The sequence below is a fragment of the Lysobacter sp. H23M47 genome, from assembly GCF_015209765.1.
Lineage (GTDB): Bacteria > Pseudomonadota > Gammaproteobacteria > Xanthomonadales > Xanthomonadaceae > Novilysobacter > Novilysobacter avium.
In genome coordinates this window covers 1,898,242-1,921,853 of sequence record NZ_CP063658.1, presented here as the reverse complement: position 1 = coordinate 1,921,853, position 23,612 = coordinate 1,898,242, and the positions used below count along the sequence as shown (strand labels likewise).

Below are 23,612 nucleotides of genomic sequence, written 5' to 3'. Positions count from 1 at the left end.
TCAGCTGCCCTGGAACGCCGGCTTGCGACGCTCGAGGAACGCGCTGGTGCCTTCACGCATGTCGTCGGTGGAAAACATCAGGCCGAACTGCGCGGTCTCGTACTCCAGGCCTTCTTCGATCCCACACTCGCCGCCGACGTTGACGCAGTCGATCACCCCGCGCAGGGCGAGCGGCGCGGACGCCGCCAGTTGCCCGGCGAGCTTCATGGTCTCGTCGTGCAGTTCGGCGGCGGCAACGACCCGATTGACGATGCCCAGCTCCAGCGCGCGCGCAGCGTCCACCGGCGCGCCGACCAGGCACAACTCCAGCGTGGCCGCGCGTCCGGCCAGCCGCAGCAGGCGCTGGGTGCCGCCAAAGCCCGGGATCAGCCCCAGGTTCACCTCCGGCTGGCCGACCTTGGCTTTGTCGGACGCGATCCGCAGGTGGCAGCACATGGCCAGCTCCAGCCCGCCGCCGAGCGCGAAGCCGTTGACCATCGCGATGACCGGCTTGCCGAGCTTCTCGATGCGCCGCATCAGGCGCTGGCCTCGCAGCGAGAAATCGCGGCCCTGGACCGGCGTCAATGCGTTCATCTCGCTGATGTCGGCGCCCGCCACGAAGGCTTTCTCGCCGGCGCCCGTGAGTACGATGCAGCGGACGTCCGGGTCGCTGTCAGCCGCTTCGAACGCCGCGTGCAGCGCGTCCAGCGTGGCGGCATTCAGGGCGTTCAACTTGTCCGGGCGGTTGACGGTGATCACTCGGACGGCGGCGTGGTCGGCGATGGTGACGATGGTGGAAGCAGCGGTTTCGGGCATTGATCGGGTCCGGGGAAAAGAGAAGCGGGTGGATTGCGGAACTTGCCGGCCAACGGAGGGTCGGACATGGGTCGTCAGTGGCGGTTAAGCCCTCGCGTCGTTATCCTAGCGTGTCCGCCTGGGGCTGTTGACCGGCGTGGCATCCCAATCGGGGCGGTGCGTCCGCTTCGCGTCACCTCCGGAGGTTTTACCGAATGAAGTTGCGTTTGATTGCGGTCGCCGTTGCGGCCCTGACCCTGACCGCAGGCCAAGCCTTCGCCCAGGACACCTCATCCGAAAAAGGCAAGCTGAGCTACGCGCTTGGTTATGACCTTGGACGCAATGCCAGCGAAAGCGGCGAAGCGCTCGACGTCGGCACCATCACCAAGGGCCTGCAGGACGGCTACGCGAAGAAGGACCCGGCCGTGCCGGTCGACCAGCTCCGCAGCGCCGTGGAGAACATGCAGAAGCGCCAGCAGGCCAAGGCCAAGGCGGCCTGGGATTCCGCAGCGGCCGAAAACAAGACCCGCAGCGACGCCTTCATCGCCCAGAACAAGGCCAAGGCCGGCGTGCAGGCGCTGCCCAGCGGCGTCCAGTACCGCGTGATCGAAGCGGGCAAGGGTGCCAAGCCGACCGCTGCCAGCACCGTCTCGCTGGAAGTCGCCGGTCCGTTCCCGTGGGGCCAGCGTCAGCAAGGCGAAGCCTCGCAGGCACGCCCGATGCCCGACATCAAGCTGTCGGAAGTCGAGATGCCGGCGATGCGCGAAGCGCTGCAGATGATGCCCGCCGGTTCCAAGTGGGAAGTCACCCTGCCCGCCGACAAGGCCTACGGTGCCGATCCGCGTACCGGCATTCCGCCCAACATGGCGGTGCAGTTCGAGATCAAGCTGGTCAGCGTCAAGTAAAGGTATGACCGCGGCCTGGTCCGCGAACCGTCCCAACGTTGCGCCGGCCCTGTCCGGCGCAACGCGTTTCTGGCCTTTGGAGTTTCGCTTTCCAGGAGTGTCGCCGTGTACCAGCCCTTGCCACCCATGCTCACTCCCTGCACCGGCGTGTGTTGCCTGGATGAGCGCGGCCAGTGCGACGGCTGCCACCGCACCGGCGACGAGATCGCCCGCTGGTCGCAGATGGACGACCGCGAGCGTGCCTACCTCATGGACGTGGTCCTGCCCGATCGAGAGGCCGGGCGGGGATGAGCGACCCGGCGCTGATCGCGCGCCTGGACGGCAGCGGCCGGATCCGGCGCGCGCTGCACCCCTTGCGGACCCCGCCCACCGGCCCGGCGTGGAACCTGGGCGAGCTGGATGATCTGCTGCTGCCGGGCGACCCGCAATTCGACGCCGCGGTCCTCGTCGGGCTCGTTCCGCGGCCGGATGCAACCCAGGTCATCCTGACCCGGCGCACGGACGCATTGCGCCATCACGGGGGGCAGGTGGCGTTTCCAGGTGGCCGGGTCGAGCCTTTCGATGCGGATGCGGTCGCCGCCGCGCTGCGCGAGACGGATGAGGAAATCGGCGTGCCCCCGGCGCAGGTCACGCCGTTGGGCCTGCTCGACCCCTTGCTCACCGTCACCGGCTTTCGGGTGATTCCGGTGGTGGCGGTGATCGATCCCGCGCACCGCATCCATGCCGATCCGGGCGAGGTGGCCGAGGTGTTCGAGGTACCGCTGGAGTTCCTTCTCGACCCGGCCAACCTGGTCGGCCAGCGCGTGGACTACCGAGGCCGCACGCGCCAGGTCTGGGAGTACCGCTATCCCGCACAGCGCATCTGGGGCGTCACCGCGTCTATCCTGATGAACCTGCGGCAGCGACTGGAGCACGTCTCATGAACGATCAGGTTTCCATTCCGAAATCGATGCCGCGCTGGCAGACCCTCGTGACGGCGGACGAACTGGCCACCGCGCTCGGCCGCCCGGATGTGGTGGTGCTGGATGCGCGCTCATCGCTCGCCGATCCCGCCGCGTGCGAGCACGCGTATCGCCAGTCCCATATCCCCGGCGCGTACTTCGCCGACCTTGACCGCGACCTGTCGGACCATTCCCGCCCCGGCGGTCGGCATCCGTGGCCATCCGCTGCGGCCTTTACGGACAGGTTGGGCGAGTGGGGCATCACCCCGGCGCATCAGGTGGTGGTCTACGACGCCGGCGATGGCGGTCTTTCAGCCGCACGCGCGTGGTTTTTGCTGCGTGCGCTCGGACATCGCGACGTGGCGGTGCTGGATGGAGGCTGGAAGCACTGGACCGCGAAGGGATGCCTGGTGGAGGTCGGTACCCCCGTCTCGCCAAAGCCGGCGGCCTACCACGCCGACTTCAACCGGGCGCTGCTGCTTGACGCACCACGGGTCCAGGCACACCTGGCCGCTGGGGCAATGCTGGTGGATGCGCGCGCGAGTGAGCGTTACCGCGGCGATGCGGAACCGATCGACAAACTCGCCGGACATGTTCCCGGCGCGGTCAACCGAGCGTACTCCGACAACCTCGAAAACGGACACTTCAAGCCCGCGGCCACGCTCCGGGAGGAGTTCACCGATCTGCTCGACGGGCGTGATCCGGAGGAAGTGGTCGTGATGTGCGGGTCGGGTGTCACCGCCTGCCATCACCTGCTGGCGATGGAGCATGCCGGCCTGACCGGGGCGAAGCTGTTCACCGGCTCCTGGAGTGGTTGGATCGAAGACCCCGCGCGCCCGGTCGCGACCGGCGCGTAACCAGCGCGCAGGCTGTGACCTGCTGGGCGGAGGCGAGATCTCTGGACCGCCGAGGGGGCGCGACCTGCCGACCTTCCGGGCGAATGTCCCCCGGCACCCGCCTGTGGCGGATGCCTCCTCCTTTATTTCGCCCAGAAGGCCAACAGGTCCCGCTGTCAGATCGCAGCGGTACGCGGACATAGAGCGGCTGGGCTTTTGCTTCTACAACCACCGTCATGCAACGGCGGGGGCGAATGCCCTTGGGTGCGAAGTAAAGGAGGAGGCACCGGCTCCACTGGTGCCGGGGGACATTCGCACTCAAGGGCATTCACCCCCGCCCCCCGGCGTCCGGCTACGTACAGTCGACCGAAGACCTATTTTTTCCCCAGCTGCGCGACCAGTGTCTTCAACGCACTTTGGGTGCCTGGCTCGAACCAGGCATCAACGAAACGCTCCAGATCCACATGCTCGGGTTGCAGGGATTCGACCACCTCGGCGCGGGCAATCTCGCGGGTGTGGCGCATGGCGTCGTGGGGCAGGGCCAGCAGCGCCTGCAGCCACTCGTGAGCGCGGGCGACGAGGGCTGCAGTGTCGTGCTCCGGACCCATGTCGACCAGTTCATCGACCAGCCCGATCTGCAGGGCGGTGGCGGCATCGACCATCTCTCCGGACACCAGCAGGCGCTCTGCTCGGTGCAGGCCGACCACGCGCCGCATCAATCGCTGGATGCCCTCGGGGGCGATCAGGCCGACGCGGGTCTCGTTCAGGCCGATGCGGAAATCGCCGGCCGCCATGATCCGGTAGTCGCAGCACAGCGCATACACGCACCCCCCCGCCGGCGCGTGGCCAGTGATCGCGGCGACCACCGGGACGGTGCTGGCGGCGAGCGCGCGTGCCGCGCCGAAAAACGCCTGCCAGGCCTCGGTGATGGCCTTGCGGTCATCACCCAGTGACAGCAGGTAGGGCACGTCCAGACCGGCGGAAAAGATCCGCGGCGATCCGGTCAGCACGATGCCGCGTGCGCCCTCGCCGATGGCCGAGGCCACTGAATGGTGCAGCTCCCGGCACAGCGTCGGGTCCATCGCGTTGACCGGCGGGCGGGCCAGCTGCAGCTCGACCACGTCGTCATGGATCGTGGCCTTGACGTGGCTCACGGCCTGTCGCCCTGGGTCCAGCGATAGCGGACGGTGTAGGTCAGCACGGTCTCGCCCTTGGCCGGTACCGGCACGTCGAACTCCACCTGGTTCGCCCCCTTCCTGGTCGCCGGCACGCTGGACTCGATGATTTCCCAGTCGCTCCAGCGCGGCAGGGTTTCCAGTACCTGGATGGTGGCGTCCCTGTCCTTGGCGTTGCCCAGGGTGATCGCGAACGACTCGGTGATGGTGCGTCCCGCGCGGTCCAGGCGGAAATCGGTGGCTTCGCGCTCGGCGCGCAGGTCGAACGGCCGGCCCACTTCAAGGGTGATGTCAGCGCCCTCGGCGGTGTGCGCCAGCATCGATTCGCCGAGGAAGTCGCTGCCGTCGAACACGCGTACGCGGCCCGCCGGCAGTGGCTGGCCCAGTCCCGCGTCCTTGGAGTTGCTCACCGATACGGTGGCGGTAACCGGCAGCTTGCCGGTCTGTCCGCGCTGCACGGGTTCGATCAGGGGCCGCGGCGGGATCCATGGTTCGCCGCTCTGGCCCACCGTGTACGCGCGCTCGCAGGCCACCGCCGGCAACTGGGCGAACAGCGGCACGCGCTCCACCACGCCGTTGGCGACGGTGATGGCGTTGGGCAGTTCGTAGGCGTGGTACTCGCCGGACTGCCGCACCGACGGTATGTCCATCATCTTCGCCGTCTCGGGGGCAGCGGTGGCATAGGCACTGTCCATCGCCATCTCCCGACCGCCGCGGGCGCGTGCCGGTTCACCGGCGACCAGTGTGATGCGCGCGTTGCCGAAGCCGACGCCGGCACGGTTGACCAGCAGCGCTGCGCCGTCCAGTGCGAGCGTGCAGTCTTTGGCCTCCGCGTCCGCATTGGCGAGCGTGGCGCGATACTCCGAGCGCCAGGCCATGCCACCCATCGGATAGCTGAGCAGGAAGTCGGCGTCGCCGGCCTTGTCGGCCTGCACGGTCCAGCGCAGCTCGGCCTGCTGCGGCACCAGCTTGCTGCCATCGACCACGCTGAAGTTGTCGTAATCGCGGATCACCTTGATGCGGCCGTCGCCCAGCGCCAGCGTCAGGCCGTCGTTGGCGGCCAGCAACACGCCGTTGTCGCTCTGCTTGGCGGTGCCGGCGGTGTGCTCGACCACGATCCGCTGCCCGATCACCTGGGCGATCACTTCATCGGTGCCCGACAGCGGGGCGACGAAGCGTTGCGACAGCAAGGTGATCCCGTCCGAGCGCGGCTGCAACTGGGCGGCCTCCACGTCCATCGAGCGCGGCATGCCATTGGCCGACACGGAGTTGACGCCGGACTGGAGGGTGTAATGCAAGGGGCGCTCCACCAGCGCAAAACCTGGCATGCCCGGGCGCGCCAACGTGTCGCCGGACAACGACTCGTAATCGCCGCTGTAGATGGTCAGGCGCGTGGTGCCGCTTTCCGGATTGGCGTCGGTGCTCGCCGGCGGCGGCGTGGGTTTCGCGGCGGGAGGCGCGGCCTCGGTGTCGGATGCAGGCTTGCCCGAACACGCGGCGAGCGCAACGGCGACGGCAAGGAAGGGCAGCGTTCGGTGCATCTCGGACTCCAGTCTCGACCTGTCGGTATCATAAGGGCATGAACACCCTCCGCGTTTCCCTTCTGTGTGCCCTCGTCGCCGTCGCATTCAGTCTGCAGTCGCCGACGGCCGCCGCGGCCGATGTCGAATGCCTGCCGGAAATCAGCGATGGCTGGATCCGCGTGCCGCCCGCCGCCATTCCCGTGCTGGCCGGCTTTGGCACCATCCACAACGCCTGCGACGCTGCGGTAACCGTGGTGTCGGGCAGCAGTCCCGGCTTTGATGACGTGTCGATCCATGAGACCCGTTTCGAGGATGGCATGGCGCGGATGCGCGCGATCCCGCGCCTGGTGGTTCCGGCCGGCGACAGCGTCACGCTCAAGCCGGGCGGCCTGCATATGATGCTGATGAAGCCCAAGGCCCCGCCGGTTGCGGGCGATGAGGTCCGGATCGATCTGAAGCTGGAGGACGGACGGGAGATTTCCGGCAATTTCCGCATCCGCAAGTAGGCGCATCACCGGTACGCCCGAAGGCGGAGGCGCGCCGCGGGTAGGGGTCGCCCGGATCGGTTGGCCGCTTCTGCAATGAGGTCGTGGAATGAGCCGAGCGCCGCGAAATCCGCATCCACCATCGTTGCCCCGCATGCTGGCCTGTGTGCTGGTCGCGTCGCTGTGCGGTGTGGCGTCGGCGCAGGACGCGGCACCGCAGGCGCTTAGCTTCGAACAAGCCCGCACCACGCTGGAGCAGTCATCCGACGCGCTGGCCGCCGCCGATGCGGGCGTGCGCGGCAAGCTCGACCTCGCCCGCGCCACCCGCTCGCTGCGCGTGCCCGAGGTGTCGGTGGACGTGCGGCAGATGGAATTCCAGAAGACCCTGAGCCTGCCACTGGGCTCGCTGGCTCCGGTCGCCGAGGCGTTTGGCATTCCCAGTCCGCTGCAGTTCCGCGAGCGGGACTGGCGGCTGCGTCCGGTGCTCAGCACGGTGGTGCCGATCTACAGCGGTGGGCAGATCCCGGCCGCGCAGGCGGCCGCTGCCGCTGCGGTGCGCCAGGCATCGGCGGAGCGCGACCTGGAGTCGCAATCGCAGGTGCTGCAACTCGTGCAGCGCTATTTCGGCCAGCAACTGGCGCGGCAGGCGCTGGACGTGCGCCGCGACGTGCGCGACGGGCTGCAGCGCCATGTGGAGAATGCCGAAAAGCTCGAACGCGAAGGCTTCGCGACCCGGGCCCAGCGCCTGCAGGCGACGGTCGCCCGCGACCAGGCCGAGCGTGACTACCAGCGAGCGATCAACGACCTGGACACGATCAGCGAATCGCTGGCCAACCTGCTGCGCAGCGACCGGCCCATCGCCCCGACCACCCCCTTGTTCGTGATCAGCACCCCAACCGCCCCGATCGAGACGTATCGCCAGCAGGCGCTCGCGCAACACCCGCAGATCCGTCGCCTGCAGGCGCTGGGCGAGCAGGCCAGCGAAGGGGTCAAGGTGCAGCAGGCCAAGCTCAAGCCGCAGGTGTATGCCTTCGGCCAGTACGACCTGCATCGCGAGGACGCAATGATCACCGACCCCGACTGGGCGTTCGGCATTGGCGTGAAATACACCTTCCTCTCGGGCAGCAACCGGCCGGCGCAGATTGCCGCCGCCCGCGAGCAGGAATTCGCCGCCGAGGCCGGATTGCGCGAGGCGCGCAACCAGATCACTTCGGGCGTGAGCAAGGCGTACAACGATCTGGAATCGGCGCGCCAGCAGTACCTGTTGCTGGACAGCTCCATCGAACTGTCGCGTGAGAACCTGCGCCTGCAGGAACTGTCGTTCCGCGAAGGCCAGGTGACCTCGCTGGACGTGATCGATGCCCGCCTGCAGCTGGGTGGCGCGATGGTCGAGCGCGCGCAGGCGGCCTACGACTACGACGTGGCGCTGGCGCGATTGCTGGAAATCAGCGGGCGGCTCGAGGACTACCACGACTACTTCCGCAAGGCGGACAAGGTGCTGCAGCAATGAGCGAGAACGCGACCCCCGACAAGAGCACACCGCCGGGCGGGCCACGCCGTTGGTTGGGCGTCGGCGCCATTGTGGTGGTCGTCGCGCTCGTCGTGACCGGGCTGTGGCTGGCGTTCCGCGCGCCAGACGATGTGGTGCAGGGCATGGCCGACGCCGACAGCATCAACGTATCGACGAAAATCAGTGCGCGGGTCTCGAAACTGCTCGTGCGCGAGGGTGACCGGGTCGAGGCGGGGCAGGTGCTGTTCGAGCTGGACAGTCCGGAGGTCGCCGCAAAGCAGGCGCAGGCGGACGCGGTCCTGGACGCGGCGCGCGCGCAGGCCGGCAAGGCCGAGGAGGGCGCGCGCTCGGAAGACATCCGCGCGGCGGAGGCCAACTGGCGCCGCGCCAGTGCCGGCGCCGAGCTCTCCCGCGCCACCTATCGGCGGGTCGACAACCTCTACCGCGAAGGCGTGATGACCCGGCAGAAACGTGACGAGGCCCTGGCCCAGCAGCGCAGCTCCAATGCGCTGGAGGCCGCCGCACGCGCGCAGTACGACATGGCCCTCGCCGGTGCGCGCGGCGAGGACAAGGCGGCCGCTCAGGCGCAGGTGCGCCAGGCCGAAGGCGCCGTGGCCGAGGTGAGCGCCGCCCAGCTGGAGATCGAGGGACGCGCGCCGATCGCCGGTGAGGTCGGCAAGCGGCTGGTCGACGTCGGCGAACTGGTGCCGGCCGGATACCCCGTGTTCGCCCTGGTCGATATCGATCGCATGTGGGTCTCGCTCAACCTGCGCGAGGACCAGTTCGGGGGCATTCGGGTGGGAACGCAGCTGCGCGGCGATATTCCCGCGCTGGGGCTGGAAGGTGTGCCGTTCGAGGTCTACTTCATCAGTCCCGCCGGGGACTTCGCGACCTGGCGTTCGACCCGCCAGTCCAGCGGCTACGACGTGAAAAGTTTCGAGGTCCGGGTACGGCCGGCGCAGAAGGTCGACGGCTTCCGCCCGGGCATGAGCGTCCTGTTCGCATGGCCACCGGCGGATTAGCCGGGACGGCGGAGCGCGCAACGCCAATGCAGGCGCTGCTGGCATCGGCACGCCGCGAATGCCGGTTCCTGCGTGCAAGCCCCTGGGATCTCGCGCTGGCCACGTGGATCCCGTGCGTGCTGCTTTTCATCGTGGCGTGGCTGTTCAGCGGAGGGGTGCCGCGCGAGCTGCCCGTCGCCGTGGTCGACCTGGATCGAAGCACGACCAGCCGTGAGCTCGTGCGCCACCTGCAGGCATCGCCGGGGCTGACGGTGTCCGAGCAGCCAGCGTCGCTGGAGCAGGCGTTTTCCCTGGCGCGCGCGCTGAAGGTGTATGCCGTGGTGCATATCCCGGCCGGCACCGGGCGCGACATCCAGCGCGACGGCAGTGGCACCGTCCTGAGCTACTTCAACGCCAGTTACCAGGTGGCAGGCCAAGCGGCCGCGCGCGACATCGACACCGCCGTGCAGGCGGTATCGGCGCAGTTGGCGGTGGCCGAGGTCGCCCTGACCCTCGGTCCGGCGAGCGTGCGCTCCGCCCCCGTCTCCGTGCAGACCAGCGTGCTGTTCAACCCTGGTCGCAGTTACGAGCAGTTCCTGCTGGCCCTGTTGTTCCCGGCCATCCTGCATCTCGCGCTGTGCGTGGCGATGGTGGGAGCGTTCGGGCGCGAACTGCGCGACGCGACCATCCAACCCTGGCTGCGCGAAAGCCATGACCGCCTGGTACCGGCGGTGCTCGGCAAGATGGCGCCGTATCTCCTGTTGTTCACCGCGTACGGCGCGGCCAGCCTGGTTTGGCTGGCGGTCCTGCGCGGCGGCGGCCTGGCCGACGGTTTCGGCTTGTTGATGCTGGGGCAGGCGCTGATGTATCTGGCTTACGCGGTGATCGCGCTGCTGCTGGTCGGGGCCACCCGCAACATGGCCTCGGCGCTGTCGATGGCCGGGCTGTACGCGGGCACGTCGCTCGCATTCTCGGCAGCGACGTTCCCGTTGCAGGGCGCGTCCTGGTTCACCCGGCTGTGGAGCGCCCTGCTGCCTTTCACCGCCTACCTCAAGCTGCAGGCGCAGCAACTGGACATGGGTTCCTCGCTGGCGGTTTCGGCCTGGCCGCTGGGTGCCTTGTTGCTGTTCGTGGTGATTCCCGGCGCCATCGGCATGGTCCTGCTGGGGCGGGCCTCGCGCGACCCGGCAGCGTGGGGGCGGCGATGAACCGGTTCACGTTCGCCTTCGGCGAGACCCTGCGCGCGATCGCCGGGGACCGGGTCGCGATGCTGACGCTGGTCGGCGCGATCCTGCTGTACTCGTTCTTCTACCCGGCCGCGTATCGCCACCAGGTGGCCGTTGACCTGCCGCTGGTCTTGGTCGACCAGGACCGCAGTCCGATGAGCCGCGACCTGCTGCGCAAGCTCGATGCGGTGCGCGAGGTCCACGTCGTCGGCGTGTTGGGATCGATGGATGATGCGCGCGCGTTGGTGGAGCGTGGCGATGCCGAAGCGATTCTGCTGGTGCCGGCGGATTTCCAGCGCGACATCCTGCGCGGCGGGCAGGGCCGGCTGGCGCTCTTCGGCAACGGCACCCTGCTGGGACGGGCGAGCCTGGTGCTGCAGGGTGCGGCGACCGCGATCACCGCCTTCGGACAGGAGGTCGCGATCAGCCAGGCGCAATTTGCCGGGGTGCCGGCGGGACCGCCGCTGCAGGTGATCGAGCGGCCGCTGTTCAATACCGCCGAAGGGTATGGCAGCAGCATCGTGCCCGGCGTCGCGGCGCTGATCGTGCAACAGACCCTGCTGATCGGCGTGGCGGTGATGGCGGCGACCCGGCGCGAGCGCCATGGGCAGCTGCGGCTCTCGCGACCGGGCCTGGCCGGCATTGCCGCCGCCTTCGCGATGATGGGGATGCTCAGCCTGCTGTATTTCAGCGGCTTCGTGTATTGGTTCCAGGACTACCCGCGCGGCGGCAACCTGGGGGGGCTGTTGCTGGCCGGGGCCTTGTTCATCGCCGCGGTGGTCGGCTTTGCGATGTTTTTCGGCAGCTTCTTCCGCACCCGCGAGCGCGCCTTCCAGCTGATCACCGTGACCTCGCTGCCGCTGTTCTTCCTGTCCAGCCTGTCGTGGCCGGTGGAGGCCACGCCAAGGCTGCTGATGCGCATCGCCCAACTGCTGCCCAGCACGCCGGGGATCAACGCGCTGGTCAAGGTCAACCAGATGGGCGCGACCCTGGCAGAGGTATCGGGAGAGCTGGCCAACCTCGCGCTGCTGGCGCTGCTCTACGGCGCACTGGCGGCGTGGCGTTACCGGCCGCGCCGCTCAGCGTGAGCAGGCTTCCCGGACCTTGTGCGGCAGCTCGGCCGCACGGCCGCTGTCGCGATCGATCCACACCATGACCACGTTGCCGTCGCAGTAGACGATCGAGCGGTCCTCGTCGTCGACGATGCGGTGACCGATGCTGAGGCTGGTGTTGCCCAGCCGCTCAACAAACAGCTCGACCACCACCTCGGCCGGCCAGGTGATCGGCCGACGGTAGTTGAGCTGGGCGGCGGCCACGACCGGCGCGACGTGGTCGTCCATGCCCTGGCCGGGCACGCCCATCATCCAGTGCAGCCGCGCCTCCTCCAGGTAGCTGAGGTACTTGGAGTTGTTGACGTGGTTGAACGCGTCCAGGTCACGCCAGCGCACCGCCATCGGCACCCGGATCAGATCCGCGCTGGGAGCGGCGCCTGCATCGTTCTGCGTTGATGGGAGCGGCTTCGCCGACTCCGCCGCGCCTTGCTGCTTGGCACGGTGCTGTCCTGCCGCGGTCTTCTTCGCGGTCGTCTTGCGCGCGGCGGCCTTCTTCACCGCGGGCTGTTCCGCCGGTGCCTTGCTGGCCGCAGTCTTTTTTGCCGGCGTCTTCTTTGCCGCCGCTGCGCGCGGTTTGGCGCCGGGCTTGCCCGGATTCGCGGGTGGGGACTTGTCGCTCATGCTTTGCTTGTCTTCCTGGCAGTCTTGCGCGGGTTCTTGCTCGCGCGGGGCGTGGCGTCGTCGGTGTCGGATTTCCGGGCTCCATCACCGGCCGTCGCGCGGGCCAGCACCGGGGCAAGGAAATGCCCCGTGTGCGAGTGCTTCAGCCCGGCGATGTGTTCCGGCGTGCCACTGGCAAGGATGTTACCCCCGCGGTGCCCACCTTCGGGCCCCAGGTCGACAATCCAGTCCGCGGTCTTGATCACGTCCAGGTTGTGTTCGATCACCACCACCGTGTTGCCGTCGTCGCGGAGGCGATGCAGGACCGCCAGCAACGCCTCGATGTCGTGGAAGTGCAGGCCGGTAGTCGGCTCATCCAGGATGTACAGCGTGCGCCCGGTATCGCGGCGCGAGAGCTCCTTGGACAGCTTGACCCGTTGCGCCTCGCCGCCCGACAGCGTGGTCGCCGACTGGCCCAGCTTGACGTAGCTCAGGCCGACATCGACCAGGGTCTCCAGCTTGCGCGAGATCGACGGAATCGCATCGAACAGCTCCAGCGCGTCCTCCACGGTCATGTCCAGCACGTCGCTGATGCTGTAGCCCTTGTAGAGGATCTGCAGCGTCTCGCGGTTGTAGCGCTTGCCGCCGCAGACGTCGCAGGGCACGTACACATCAGGCAGGAAGTGCATCTCGACCTTGATCAGGCCGTCGCCCTGGCAGGCCTCGCAGCGGCCGCCGCGCACGTTGAAGCTGAAACGTCCCGGCGCATAGCCGCGCGCGCGCGACTCGGGCACCTGGGCGAACAGCTCGCGCAGCGGGGTGAACAGGCCGGTGTAGGTGGCCGGATTACTGCGCGGGGTGCGGCCGATCGGCGACTGGTTGATGTCCACCACCTTGTCGAACAGGTCCATGCCTTCCACCGAGCGGAACGGCGCGACCGCGCGCGAGGCGCCGTTGAGTTCGTTGGCTGCCAGTTCGTACAGCGTCGCGTTGATCAGCGTCGACTTGCCCGATCCGGACACGCCGGTAATGCAGGTCAGCAGGCCGGCCGGAATCGCCAGGTCGACGTCCTTGAGGTTGTTCCCGGTGGCGCCGCGCAGGTGCAGGATCTGGTCGGGGTTGGGCTTGTGCCGCTTGGCCGGCACCTCGATGCGCTTGCGGCCGCTCAGGTAGTCGCCGGTCAGTGAGCGCGGCGCGGTCAGGATGTCCTCGTAGGATCCCTGAGCCACGACTTCGCCACCGTGCACGCCGGCCCGCGGCCCGATGTCGATGATGTGGTCGGCCAGGCGGATCGCGTCCTCGTCGTGCTCGACCACGATCACCGTGTTGCCCAGGTCGCGCAGGCGGGTGAGGGTGCCCAGCAGGCGCTCGTTGTCGCGCTGGTGCAGGCCGATGGACGGCTCATCGAGCACGTACATCACGCCGACCAGGCCGGCGCCGATCTGCGAGGCCAGGCGGATGCGCTGTGCCTCGCCACCGGACAGCGAGTCGGCCTTGCGCTCCAGGGTCAGGTAATCCAGGCCGACGTCGACCAGGAAGCGCAGGCGGTCACTGATCTCCTTCACGATCCGCTCGGCAATCTCCCCGCGCCAGCCCGCCAGGTGCAGTTGCTTGAAGAAGGTCAGCGTCTCGTCGATCGGCAGTACCACGATGTCCGGCAGCGGATGGTCGCCGACGAACACGTTTCGCGCCGCACGGTTCAGGCGCTGGCCGCCGCAGTCCACGCAGGAGCGCTCGCTGATGTACTTGCTCAGCTCGTCACGCACCGCGGCCGATTCGGTCTCCTTGTAGCGACGCTCCAGGTTCGGAACGATGCCTTCGAAGCGGTGCTTGCGCTGGTGCCGCGTGCCGCCCTCGGTGAGGTAGGTGAAGGCGATCTGCTCGGTGCCGCTGCCAAACAGCACCGCCTGGCGGATGTCCTCGGGCAACAGGTTCCAGGGCGTGTTGACGTCAAACCCGTAGTGCTTGGACAGCGACTGGATCAGCTGGAAGTAGTAGGCGTTGCGCCGGTCCCAGCCACGCACCGCGCCGGCTGCCAGGCCCAGTTCGGGATGCACGACCACGCGCGCGGGATCGAAGTACTCGGCCATGCCCAGGCCATCGCAGGTCGGGCAGGCGCCGACAGGCGAGTTGAACGAGAACAGGCGCGGCTCCAGCTCCTGCAGCGAGTAGTCGCAGACCGGGCAGCTGTACTTGGACGAGAACAGCATCGGGGGGGCGGAGGCATCGTCCAGCGACACGACCTGGGCCATGCCGTCGCCGAGCTTGAGCGCGGTTTCGAACGACTCGGCCAGGCGTTGCTTCAGATCCTCACGCGGACGGAAGCGGTCGATCACCGCCTCGATGGTGTGCTTGGAGCGCAGCGCCAGCGGCGGCACCGCGTCGATCTCGTGCAGCTCGCCATCGACGCGCACGCGCACATAGCCCTGCGCGCGCAGCTGGTCGAATACCTGCGCATGCTCGCCCTTGCGCTCGCGGATCACCGGCGCCAGCAGCATGTAGCGCTGTTCCGCGGTCGCCGGGTTGTCTGCCAGCGCAATGACGTGGTCAACCATCTGGCTGACCGTCTGCGCCTCCAGCGGGTAGCCGTGGTCGGGGCAGCGCGGCGTCCCCACGCGTGCGTACAGCAGGCGCAGGTAGTCGTAGATCTCGGTGATCGTGCCCACCGTGGAGCGCGGGTTGTGCGAGGTGGATTTCTGCTCGATCGAGATCGCCGGGCTCAGGCCCTCGATATGATCCAGGTCGGGCTTTTCCATCACCGACAGGAACTGCCGCGCGTAGGCCGACAACGACTCCACGTAGCGGCGCTGGCCCTCGGCATAGATCGTGTCGAACGCCAGCGACGACTTGCCCGAGCCGGACAGGCCGGTGATCACGATCAGCTTGTCGCGCGGGATGTCGAGATCGATGTTCTTGAGGTTGTGCGTCCGCGCACCGCGGATGCTGATGAATTCCATCGCCATCGAGGAAGCCTGTGGGGTAGGGGGAGAAGCTCGCGCGAAGAGTGCGCGGAAGCGAACAGATAAGCTTATTGAGTGGAGGAAATGGGGGCAATCGGCGCAAATGGAAGGTTTGCGGGTCCTCGGCGTCGCGAAAAGGCCCGCGTGCTTGTCGCAAGCCCATGAACCCATTACAATTCCGCTTCTGTCCGCCCTCGACGGCGCGGCAGCGACCAAAAATAACTACAGAGGAATATGGTCATGTACGCAGTGGTAGTCACCGGCGGTAAGCAATACCGCGTCATGCAGGGCGAGACCCTGCGCGTTGAGCTGCTCGAAGCCGAAGCCGGCAGCGAGATCAAGTTCGACAACATCCTGATGCTGGGCGACGGCGAGGGCGTGAAGCTCGGCGACGAACTCAAGGGTGCCACGGTCAGTGCCAAGGTGGTGGGCCACGGACGTGCGGACAAGATCCGCATCATCAAGTTCCGTCGCCGCAAGCACCACCGCAAGCAGATGGGTCACCGTCAGCACTACACCGAAATCGAGATCACCGGCATTGCCGGTGGCGACAAGAAGTAAGGAGCAGCAGCCATGGCACATAAAAAGTCCGGAGGCTCGACCCGCAACGGTCGCGACTCCAACCCGAAATACCTCGGCGTGAAGATCTACGGTGGCCAGGCGATCGACGCCGGCAACATCATCGTGCGCCAGCGCGGCACCCAGTTCCATCCGGGTCCGGGCGTGGGCCTGGGCCGTGACCACACGCTGTTTGCGCTGGTGGATGGCAAGGTCGAGTTCTCGGTCAAGGGCCTGAAGAAGCGCCGCACCGTCAGCGTCGTCAGCGCTTGACCGCTGCGGACCGGGCTGAGGCCTGGTCCGGCAAGCGTGCTGCGAAGGCCCCGCTCCGGCGGGGCTTTTCGTTTCCCGGGCACAATACGTCCGCGCAGCACTTGCATCCATTTATCGAGGTTTTCCATGAAGCTGGTCGACGAAGCCGAAATCCAGGTCTCAGCAGGCAACGGCGGCAACGGCTGCGTCGGGTTCCGCCGTGAGAAGTACATCCCGCTCGGCGGGCCGGACGGCGGCGACGGCGGGGCAGGCGGCAGCGTCTGGTTGGAGGCCGACGAGAACCTCAACACGCTGGTCGATTTCCGCCACCAGCGACGCTTCCGCGCCCAGCGCGGCGAAGACGGCCGCGGTCGGCAGATGTACGGCAAGGGCGGGGAGGACACCGTCATTACCGTTCCGGTCGGCACGGTGGTGGTGAACGTGGAAACCGACGAGGTGATCGGCGACATGGTCACCCACGGCGAGCGCCTGCTGGTCGCCCAGGGCGGCAAGGGCGGGCTGGGCAACATGCACTTCAAGACCTCGGTCAACCGCGCGCCGCGCAAGGCGCTCCCCGGTCTGCCCGGCGAGGAGCGCGAGCTGAAGCTGGAGCTCAAGCTGCTGGCCGATGTCGGCCTGCTGGGCTTCCCCAACGCCGGCAAGAGCACCCTGATCCGCGCCGTCTCGGCCGCGACCCCCAAGGTGGCCGACTACCCGTTCACCACGCTGTATCCGAACCTGGGCGTGGTGAGCGTCGAGAAATACCGCAGCTTCGTGATCGCCGACATTCCCGGGCTGATCGAGGGCGCGGCCGACGGCGCCGGCCTGGGCGCGCAGTTCCTGCGCCACCTGCAGCGCACGCGGCTGCTGCTGCACCTGGTGGACGTCGCGCCGATGGAGGGTGGGGTGGAGATGAGCCCGACCGACCAGGTCCGCGCGATCGAGCGGGAGCTGGAGAAACACGACCCCGAGCTGCTGGCCAAGCCCCGCTGGCTGGTGTTCAACAAGTCCGACCTGTTGCCCGAGGACGAGCGCGAGAAGCTGGTGCAGGACATCGTCGACGAGCTGGGCTGGCAGGATCGCTGGTTCCTGGCCTCGGCGATCGGCCGCGAGGGTACCTGGCCGATCATGCTGGAGATCATGGCGTTCTTCGACCGTCAGAAGGCCGACGAGCAGGAAGCGGCCAGCGAGGCCGCAGCCCAGGCCCGAGCGGACGCCGACGCCGCACGCCGCGATGCCGAACAAGGCTGAGAGCACCCTGATGGCGGAGCCGGTGTTTGACACGACACGGCTCGACGCGCATCGCGTGACTTCCGCGCCCACGAAAAAACCCGGCCTGAGCCGGGTTTTTCCTGTTGCCACCGATGTCGCGGTTGCCGCAGCGGCCGGCGTTGGCCGGCGCGCGGCGCGCGGATCAGGCGGCCTTCAGCGCCTTGATCCGGGCGTTCAGGCGGGCCTTGTGACGGGCTGCCTTGTTCTTGTGGATCAGGCCACGCGAGCTGAAACGGTCGAGGATCGGCTGGGCAACCTTGAAGGCGGCCTCGGCGCTCTCGGCGTCATTTTCGCCAAGGGCCTTGAGCACCTTCTTGACGGAGGTGCGCAGCATCGAGCGCTGGCTCGCGTTGCGGGCATTGCGCACGACGGTCTGCTTGGCGCGCTTCTTGGCGGACTTGATGTTTGCCACGGCGTATTCCTGAAAATTGTTGGTGCTGGAAGAAGAGAATATGGTACGGCGTAAAATCAGACCGGAAAGTATGCGGGGATCGGCGGGTTTGGTCAAGCAGGGCGGGATGTTGCGTTCCACGGCGGTGTTCAGCGTGATGACCTTCATCTCGCGCATCGCCGGCTACCTGCGTGACTGGCTCCAGGCCAGCCTGTTCGGGGCCGGCCCGGCGGTCAGTGCCTTCGTCGTCGCCTACCGCATTCCCAACTACCTGCGCCGGATCTTCGCCGAGGGCTCGTTCTCCTCGGCCTTCGTGCCATTGCTGTCGGAGCTGAAGCAAAAAGGCGACGACGAGGCCTTGCAGGATTTCCTTGACCACGTCGCCGGCGCGCTGCTGGCGGTGGTGGTCGTGGTCAGCGGGCTGGGCATCCTCGCCGCGCCCTGGGTCGCGCGGCTGTTCCTGGCGTTTGCCGACCAGTCCGAGTCCGACCTGGTGCCGCTGACCGCGCAGATGCTGCGGATCACCTTCCCGTACCTGGTGTTCATCTCGATGACCGCTCTGGCCGGCTCGGTGCTCAACAGTTTCAAGCAGTTCGGCCTGCCGGCGCTGACGCCGGTGCTGCACAACCTGGCGATGATCGGCGCGATGCTGTTCCTGGCCGGGTACCTGCAGGTGCCGGAGAAGGCGCTGGCCTGGGGCGTGCTGCTGGCCGGCATCCTGCAGATGCTGGTGCTGTGGCCGGCGATGTCGCGCCTGGGCCTGCGCACGCGCTTCAAGTTCAACCTTCGGCACAAGGGCGTGCGCAGGGTGATGACCCTGATGCTGCCGACGATCTTCTCGTCCTCGGTCTCGCAGGTAAACCTGCTGGTGGGCACGGTCTTCGCGTCGCTGCTGGTGCCGGCCGCGCAGTCGTGGCTGTATTACTCCGACCGCCTGACCGAGCTGCCGCTGGGGCTGTTCGGCGTCGCCATCGGCACGGTGATCCTGCCGCAGCTGTCGCGCATGCACGCCGACCGCGATGGCGACGGTTATTCGCGCTCGCTGGATTGGGGCCTGCGCATGGTCCTGCTGGTCGGCCTGCCGGCCGCGCTGGGCCTCGCGCTGCTGGCCGAACCGCTGACCGCCTCGCTGTTCCGCTATGGCCGGTTCACGCCCGAGGACACCCGCATGGTCGGCTACGCGCTGACCGCGATGAGCGTCGGCATCCCGGCCTTCATGCTCAGCAAGGTGCTGCTGCCGGCGTTCTATTCGCGCCAGGACACCAAAACCCCGATGCGCGCGGCGATCATCACCGTGGTCGCCAACGTGCTGCTGACGGTGCTGATCGTCACCCCGCTGTGGTGGCTGGAGGTGCCCTTCGCGCACGCCGGCATCGCCGGAGCGACCGCCATCGCCGGCATCATCAATGCATCCCTGCTGTGGCACTTCCTCAAGCGCGACGGCATCTACCAGGTGCAGCCAGGCTGGCCCGGCTGGCTGACCCGCATCGGCCTGGGTCTGGTGGCGATGGCGGTCACGGTGGTGCTCTTGCGTGAATGGGTCGGCGACTGGTCCGCGATGGCCGGCTGGCTGCGTTGGGCCTACCTGCTGGGCGTGATCGCCGCGGGCGCGGCGGCTTACGGCGCGGTGCTGCTGATCGCCGGCGTGCGGCCGCGGCACCTGCGGCAGTAGCGGGTGCGTACCGGCATGAACCGCCACGGCAGCGATGGCCGGTCACGTCGGGCCGCGCCGCCCGGCGGCTATACTCCGCGACGATGAGCAAGCTGTTCAGGGATATCGAAGGCGGGACCCGGTGCCCACGCGGGAGCGTGGTCTGCATCGGCGCGTTTGATGGCCTGCACCGCGGCCATCGGGCACTCGTCGGCCATGCGGTGGAGCGTGCGCAGGCATTGAAGTTGCCGGCCGTCGCCCTCAGTTTCGAGCCGTTGCCGCGCGAGTTGTTCGCGCGTGGCGCGCCGCCGCCGCGACTGCTCTCGCCGCGGGCCAAGGCGGAAGGACTGTGTGAGCTGGGCATCGATCAGGTCGGGCTGCTGCGCTTCAGGAAGCGCATGGCCTCGATGAGCGCGGAGGATTTCGTCAACGAGGTGCTGGTGCGACTGTTGCAGGCGCGCGAGGTGTGGGTCGGGCCGGGCTTCCAGTTCGGCAGGAACCGTGGCGGCGACCTGGCGCTGCTGCAGCGCATGGGCGCGCAGGCCAGCCCGGGCTTCACCGCGGGCGCGATCGAGCCGGTCACGCTGGATGGCGAGCGCGTGTCCAGCACGCGCATCCGCGAGGCACTGCAGGCCGGCGACTTTGCCACCGCGGCCCGGATGCTGGGCCGCCCGTACGCCATCAGTGGCCGGGTCGTGCGCGGCGCGCAACTGGGCCGCACGCTGGGCTATCCGACCGCCAACATCCGTTTTGGCGGCAAGACGCCGGCGCTCTCGGGCATCTATGCCACCTGGGTGCACGGGGTGGGGGACGAGCCCATCGCCTCGGTGTCCAGCCTTGGCACGCGGCCCACCGTGAACGGCACGGAGCCGCTGCTGGAAGCCCACCTGTTCGATTTCCACGGTGACCTGTACGGTCGCCGGATCACGGTGGAGTTCGTCGCCAGGCTGCGCGACGAGGAAAGCTTTGACGATCTGCCGGCCCTGACCGCGCAGATGCACCGCGACGCCGAGCAGGCGCGCGCCATCCTGACCCCTACACCGCGAGCCACTGCGTGAGCGATAAAAACGCCAATCCCTACAAGTCCACCTTGAACCTGCCATCGACCGACTTTCCGATGCGCGGCGACCTGCCCAAGCGCGAGCCGCTCACGCTCGCCCGCTGGGAGGAAGAAGGCCTGTACGACCGCATCCGCGAGCACACCGCATCGCGCGAGACCTTCGTCCTGCACGACGGTCCTCCGTATGCGAACGGCGTGATCCACATCGGCCACGCGGTCAACAAGGTGCTCAAGGACCTGGTGGTCAAGTCCAAGTTGCTGTCGGGCTTCGACGCGCCCTACGTGCCGGGTTGGGATTGCCACGGCCTGCCGATCGAGATCGCGGTGGAGAAGAAGTACGGCAAGGTCGGCACCAGGCTGGACGCGGTCGAGTTCCGCCAGAAGTGCCGCGAGTACGCCGCCGAGCAGATCGAACTGCAGCGCGTGGACTTCAAGCGCCTGGGCGTGATCGGCGACTGGGACAACCCGTACCGCTCGATGGATTTCAGCTACGAGGCGGGCATGCTGCGCTCGCTGGCGAAGATCATCGAACGCGGCCACCTGGTGCGCGGTTCCAAGCCGGTGCACTGGTGCTTTGACTGCGGCTCGGCGCTGGCCGAGGCGGAAATCGAGTACGCCGACAAGGTCTCCCCGGCGATGGACGTCGCCTACACGGCATTGTCGGCGGAAAAATTCGCGACCCGCTTCGGCGCGGTCGCCGATGCAGACGTCCAGGTGGCGGTGCCGATCTGGACCACCACGCCGTGGACGCTGCCGGCGAGCCTGGCGATCAGCGTCGGTCCGGCGATCGATTACGTGCTGGTCGAAGGTCCCGCGCGCACCGACGGTGGCCGTCGCTGGCTGGTCCTGGCCGAGACGCTGGCGGCGTCCGCGCTGGCCCGCTACGGCGTCGATGAGGTCATCGTGCATGGCCACGCCAAGGGCGAGGATCTGGAATCGCTGGTCGTCCAGCACCCGTTCTACGCCGAGCGCGAGATCCCGCTGCTGCTGGGTGAGCACGTCTCCGACGAGGACGGCACCGGCAACGTCCACACCGCGCCCGGCCACGGCCAGGAAGACTTCGCGGTCGCGCGCCAGTACGACCTGATCCAGCAGTACACCGCCGCCCAGATCAACCCGGTCGACGCCCGCGGCGTCTACCTGCCCGGCACGCCGCCGATGGGCGACACCGCCCTGGAAGGCAACCACATCTGGAAGGCCAACGACATCATCGTCGATGCCCTGCGCGGCACCGACGCGCTGCTGGCGGCCACGCGCACCGAGCATAGCTACCCGCACTGCTGGCGGCACAAGACGCCGGTCGCGTTCCGGGCCACGCCGCAGTGGTTCATCTCGATGGACAAGGCCGACCTGCGCGCCGACGCGCTGCAGGCGATCAAGGATGTCGCCTGGATCCCCGAATGGGGCCAGGCACGCATCGCCGGCATGGTCGAGGGCCGCCCGGACTGGTGCATCAGCCGCCAGCGCACCTGGGGCGTGCCGATCGCACTGTTCATCCGCCGCATCAGCGGCGAGCCGCACCCGCGCTCGGTCGAGCTGATGCACCGGGTGGCCGCGCTGGTGGAGGCAGAGGGCATCGACGTCTGGTACTCGCTGGACCCGACCAGCCTGCTCGGAGATGACGCCGACTATTACGAGAAGGTCACCGACATCCTTGATGTCTGGTTTGATTCCGGCGTCACCCACGAGTGCGTGCTCGCTCAGCGGCCCGAAGACGGTCTCCGCAAGCCCGCCGACCTGTACCTGGAAGGCTCCGACCAGCACCGCGGCTGGTTCCAGTCCTCGCTGCTGACCGGCGTGGCGATGGATGGCGAGGCCCCCTACCGGCAGGTGCTGACGCACGGCTTCGCGGTGGACGCCGCCGGCCGCAAGATGTCCAAGTCGCTGGGCAACGTGGTCGCTCCGCAGAAGGTCATCGACGCGATGGGCGCCGACGTGCTGCGGCTGTGGATCGCCTCGGCCGACTACCGCAACGAGATGTCGGTCTCCGACGAGATTCTCAAGCGCAGCGGCGACGGCTATCGCCGCATCCGCAACACCGCGCGCTTCCTGCTGGGCAACCTGCACGGCTTCGATCCGGCAACGCACCTGATGCCGGTCGACGAGATGGTCGAGCTGGACCGCTGGATCGTGCACCGCGCATACGGCCTGCAGCAGCGGATCGTGGACGCCTATGCGGCCTACGATTTCCCCGAGATCGTGCAGATCCTCGCCAATTTCTGCAGCGTCGACCTGGGCTCGCTGTACCTGGATGTCACCAAGGACCGCCTGTACACGATGCAGGAGAACTCGCCGGGCAGGCGTTCGGCGCAGGCGGCGATGTACCGGATCGCAGAGGCGTTCGTGCGCTGGATCGCGCCGATCCTCAGCTTCACCGCCGAGGAGATGTGGAACCACTTGCCGGCCGTGACCGCGAACGGCCCGCGCGAGGGCAATGTGCTGTTTGCCACCTGGTACGACGGCCTCGCCCCGCTGCCCGACGACGCGCCGCTGTCGGCGGACGACTTCAAGCGCCTGCTGGCCCTGCGCGAGCTGATGAGCAAGGTGCTTGAGCCGATGCGCGCCGAGGGGAAGATCGGCGCCGCGCTGGATGCCGAGATCGCCCTGCGCTGCGGCGTCGCCGACCAGAACTGGCTGTCGCCGTTCGTCGATGAGCTGCGCTTCCTGTTCATCAGCGGCGACGTTTACATGTCCTCCAACGATGCCGCATCCGAGATCGAGGTGATCGCCATACCCAGCACCAAGCCCAAGTGCGGGCGCTGCTGGCATCACCGCGAGGACGTCGGCACGCACGACGCGCATCCGACTCTGTGTGGCCGCTGCGTGGACAACGTGGACGGCAACGGCGAACACCGGAAGTGGTTCTGATGGCGGCCGTTGAAGCAACGCCGGGCGCAAAACCCAACGCGCTGGTCTGGTTGGCGCTGTCAGCAGTGGTGATCGTGCTCGACCAGCTCAGCAAGGCTTGGGTGCTGTCATCGCTGCCGGAATACACAGCCGTCCCGGTGATCGAGGGGTTCTGGAACTGGTACCGCACCTACAACACCGGCGCAGCGTTCAGTTTCCTCAGCGACGCCGGCGGCTGGCAGAAATACTTCTTCGTCGTGCTTGCCGCGGGCATCAGCGGACTGCTCGGTTACTGGTTGTGGCGCACTCCGCGCGGCGACTGGAAGACCGCGCTGCCGTACGCGCTGGTCATCGGCGGGGCGATCGGTAACGTCGTGGACCGCCTGCTGCACGGGCACGTGGTCGATTTCATCCAGTGGCACTGGCAGGACTGGTACTGGCCGGCGTTCAACATCGCCGACGCTGCGATTGTCGGCGGCGCCATCGGTATCGCGCTGTTTGGCCTGCTGTCCGGACGAAAGGCGTAAAATCAA

At 67.9% G+C, this 23,612-nt stretch carries 20 protein-coding genes and 1 pseudogene; 15 read left to right on the top strand and 6 right to left on the bottom strand.

Translation table 11 applies throughout. The features are described from left to right. Window positions 1-795 (bottom strand): enoyl-CoA hydratase-related protein, encoded by a 795-nt coding sequence (locus tag INQ43_RS08640; protein ID WP_194033908.1) that lies wholly within the window; start codon window positions 793-795, stop codon window positions 1-3. A 194-nt stretch (window positions 796-989) separates the two neighbouring features. On the opposite strand from INQ43_RS08640, the gene INQ43_RS08635 reads away from it, so the two are divergent. The 3 genes and pseudogenes from INQ43_RS08635 (at window position 990) to INQ43_RS08625 (ending at window position 3,477) form a co-directional block, all read left to right on the top strand. Further along, window positions 990-1,679, top strand: a complete 690-nt coding sequence (locus INQ43_RS08635; RefSeq protein ID WP_193983827.1) for an FKBP-type peptidyl-prolyl cis-trans isomerase N-terminal domain-containing protein — start codon at window positions 990-992, stop codon at window positions 1,677-1,679. A gap of 126 nt (window positions 1,680-1,805) precedes the next feature. Beyond that, a pseudogene (locus INQ43_RS08630) lies at window positions 1,806-2,602 on the top strand (CoA pyrophosphatase). Beyond that, the gene (locus INQ43_RS08625; RefSeq protein ID WP_194036177.1) at window positions 2,599-3,477 is read left to right on the top strand and encodes a sulfurtransferase; all 879 of its coding nucleotides are present in this window, start codon (window positions 2,599-2,601) and stop codon (window positions 3,475-3,477) included. The pseudogene INQ43_RS08630 and the gene INQ43_RS08625 overlap by 4 nt, the downstream one beginning before the upstream one ends. 353 nt (window positions 3,478-3,830) lie before the next feature. On the opposite strand, the gene INQ43_RS08620 is transcribed toward INQ43_RS08625, so the two are convergent. Continuing rightward, entirely contained in the window at window positions 3,831-4,610 is a 780-nt protein-coding gene (locus INQ43_RS08620; RefSeq protein WP_228062461.1) for an enoyl-CoA hydratase/isomerase family protein, read from the bottom strand. After that, window positions 4,607-6,172, bottom strand: coding sequence for a DUF4139 domain-containing protein (locus INQ43_RS08615; protein WP_194036176.1), 1,566 nt, complete (start codon window positions 6,170-6,172; stop codon window positions 4,607-4,609). The genes INQ43_RS08620 and INQ43_RS08615 overlap by 4 nt, the downstream gene beginning before the upstream one ends. Window positions 6,173-6,210: 38 nt before the next feature. On the opposite strand from INQ43_RS08615, the gene INQ43_RS08610 reads away from it, so the two are divergent. The 5 genes from INQ43_RS08610 to INQ43_RS08590 all read left to right on the top strand — a co-directional run bounded on the left by INQ43_RS08610 (window position 6,211) and on the right by INQ43_RS08590 (window position 11,464). Further along, window positions 6,211-6,660, top strand: a complete 450-nt coding sequence (locus INQ43_RS08610; RefSeq protein ID WP_194033904.1) for a copper chaperone PCu(A)C — start codon at window positions 6,211-6,213, stop codon at window positions 6,658-6,660. A gap of 133 nt (window positions 6,661-6,793) precedes the next feature. After that, window positions 6,794-8,149: a TolC family protein gene (locus tag INQ43_RS08605; RefSeq protein ID WP_228062460.1), complete on the top strand. Its 1,356-nt coding sequence runs from the start codon at window positions 6,794-6,796 to the stop codon at window positions 8,147-8,149. Next, window positions 8,146-9,171, top strand: a complete 1,026-nt coding sequence (locus tag INQ43_RS08600) for an efflux RND transporter periplasmic adaptor subunit (protein ID WP_194036174.1) — start codon at window positions 8,146-8,148, stop codon at window positions 9,169-9,171. Before INQ43_RS08605 ends, INQ43_RS08600 begins: the two co-directional genes overlap by 4 nt. A gap of 26 nt (window positions 9,172-9,197) precedes the next feature. Continuing rightward, a complete protein-coding gene (locus INQ43_RS08595; RefSeq protein ID WP_194036173.1) occupies window positions 9,198-10,358 on the top strand; it encodes an ABC transporter permease in 1,161 nt (386 codons plus the stop codon). Then, complete coding sequence (locus INQ43_RS08590; protein ID WP_194036172.1) at window positions 10,355-11,464, top strand: ABC transporter permease; 1,110 nt, start codon at window positions 10,355-10,357, stop codon at window positions 11,462-11,464. The genes INQ43_RS08595 and INQ43_RS08590 overlap by 4 nt, the downstream gene beginning before the upstream one ends. On the opposite strand, the gene INQ43_RS08585 is transcribed toward INQ43_RS08590, so the two are convergent. Beyond that, a complete protein-coding gene (locus tag INQ43_RS08585) occupies window positions 11,456-11,830 on the bottom strand; it encodes a thioesterase family protein (RefSeq protein ID WP_193987304.1) in 375 nt (124 codons plus the stop codon). The two genes, INQ43_RS08590 and INQ43_RS08585, sit on opposite strands and share 9 nt — an antisense overlap. A 275-nt stretch (window positions 11,831-12,105) precedes the next feature. Continuing rightward, the gene (gene uvrA / locus INQ43_RS08580; protein ID WP_194036171.1) at window positions 12,106-15,051 is read right to left on the bottom strand and encodes an excinuclease ABC subunit UvrA; all 2,946 of its coding nucleotides are present in this window, start codon (window positions 15,049-15,051) and stop codon (window positions 12,106-12,108) included. 237 nt (window positions 15,052-15,288) lie between these two features. Here uvrA and rplU point away from each other — a divergent pair, with 237 nt between their 5' ends. The 3 genes from rplU (at window position 15,289) to cgtA (ending at window position 17,109) form a co-directional block, all read left to right on the top strand. Continuing rightward, a complete protein-coding gene (rplU, locus tag INQ43_RS08575; protein WP_043957504.1) occupies window positions 15,289-15,609 on the top strand; it encodes a 50S ribosomal protein L21 in 321 nt (106 codons plus the stop codon). A 12-nt stretch (window positions 15,610-15,621) separates the two neighbouring features. Then, window positions 15,622-15,879, top strand: coding sequence for a 50S ribosomal protein L27 (rpmA, locus tag INQ43_RS08570; protein WP_194033897.1), 258 nt, complete (start codon window positions 15,622-15,624; stop codon window positions 15,877-15,879). A gap of 126 nt (window positions 15,880-16,005) precedes the next feature. Beyond that, complete coding sequence (gene cgtA / locus INQ43_RS08565) at window positions 16,006-17,109, top strand: Obg family GTPase CgtA (RefSeq protein WP_194036170.1); 1,104 nt, start codon at window positions 16,006-16,008, stop codon at window positions 17,107-17,109. A 163-nt stretch (window positions 17,110-17,272) separates the two neighbouring features. Here the strand turns inward: cgtA and rpsT are convergent, their stop codons facing one another. Then, window positions 17,273-17,542, bottom strand: a complete 270-nt coding sequence (rpsT, locus tag INQ43_RS08560) for a 30S ribosomal protein S20 (RefSeq protein ID WP_043957476.1) — start codon at window positions 17,540-17,542, stop codon at window positions 17,273-17,275. Between the two features lie 106 nt (window positions 17,543-17,648). Between rpsT and murJ the strand changes: the two genes are divergently transcribed. The 4 genes from murJ (at window position 17,649) to lspA (ending at window position 23,606) form a co-directional block, all read left to right on the top strand. Then, window positions 17,649-19,193, top strand: a complete 1,545-nt coding sequence (gene murJ, locus INQ43_RS08555) for a murein biosynthesis integral membrane protein MurJ (RefSeq protein ID WP_194036169.1) — start codon at window positions 17,649-17,651, stop codon at window positions 19,191-19,193. 83 nt (window positions 19,194-19,276) lie between these two features. Further along, window positions 19,277-20,230: a bifunctional riboflavin kinase/FAD synthetase gene (locus INQ43_RS08550; RefSeq protein ID WP_194033894.1), complete on the top strand. Its 954-nt coding sequence runs from the start codon at window positions 19,277-19,279 to the stop codon at window positions 20,228-20,230. A 59-nt stretch (window positions 20,231-20,289) separates the two neighbouring features. Continuing rightward, window positions 20,290-23,100 (top strand): isoleucine--tRNA ligase, encoded by a 2,811-nt coding sequence (gene ileS, locus INQ43_RS08545; protein WP_228062683.1) that lies wholly within the window; start codon window positions 20,290-20,292, stop codon window positions 23,098-23,100. Next, window positions 23,100-23,606 carry a signal peptidase II gene (gene lspA / locus INQ43_RS08540; protein WP_194036167.1) on the top strand — a complete coding sequence of 169 codons (507 nt, stop codon included), beginning with the start codon at window positions 23,100-23,102 and terminating at the stop codon, window positions 23,604-23,606. The genes ileS and lspA overlap by 1 nt, the downstream gene beginning before the upstream one ends. The last annotated feature ends 6 nt before the right edge of the window (window positions 23,607-23,612 follow it).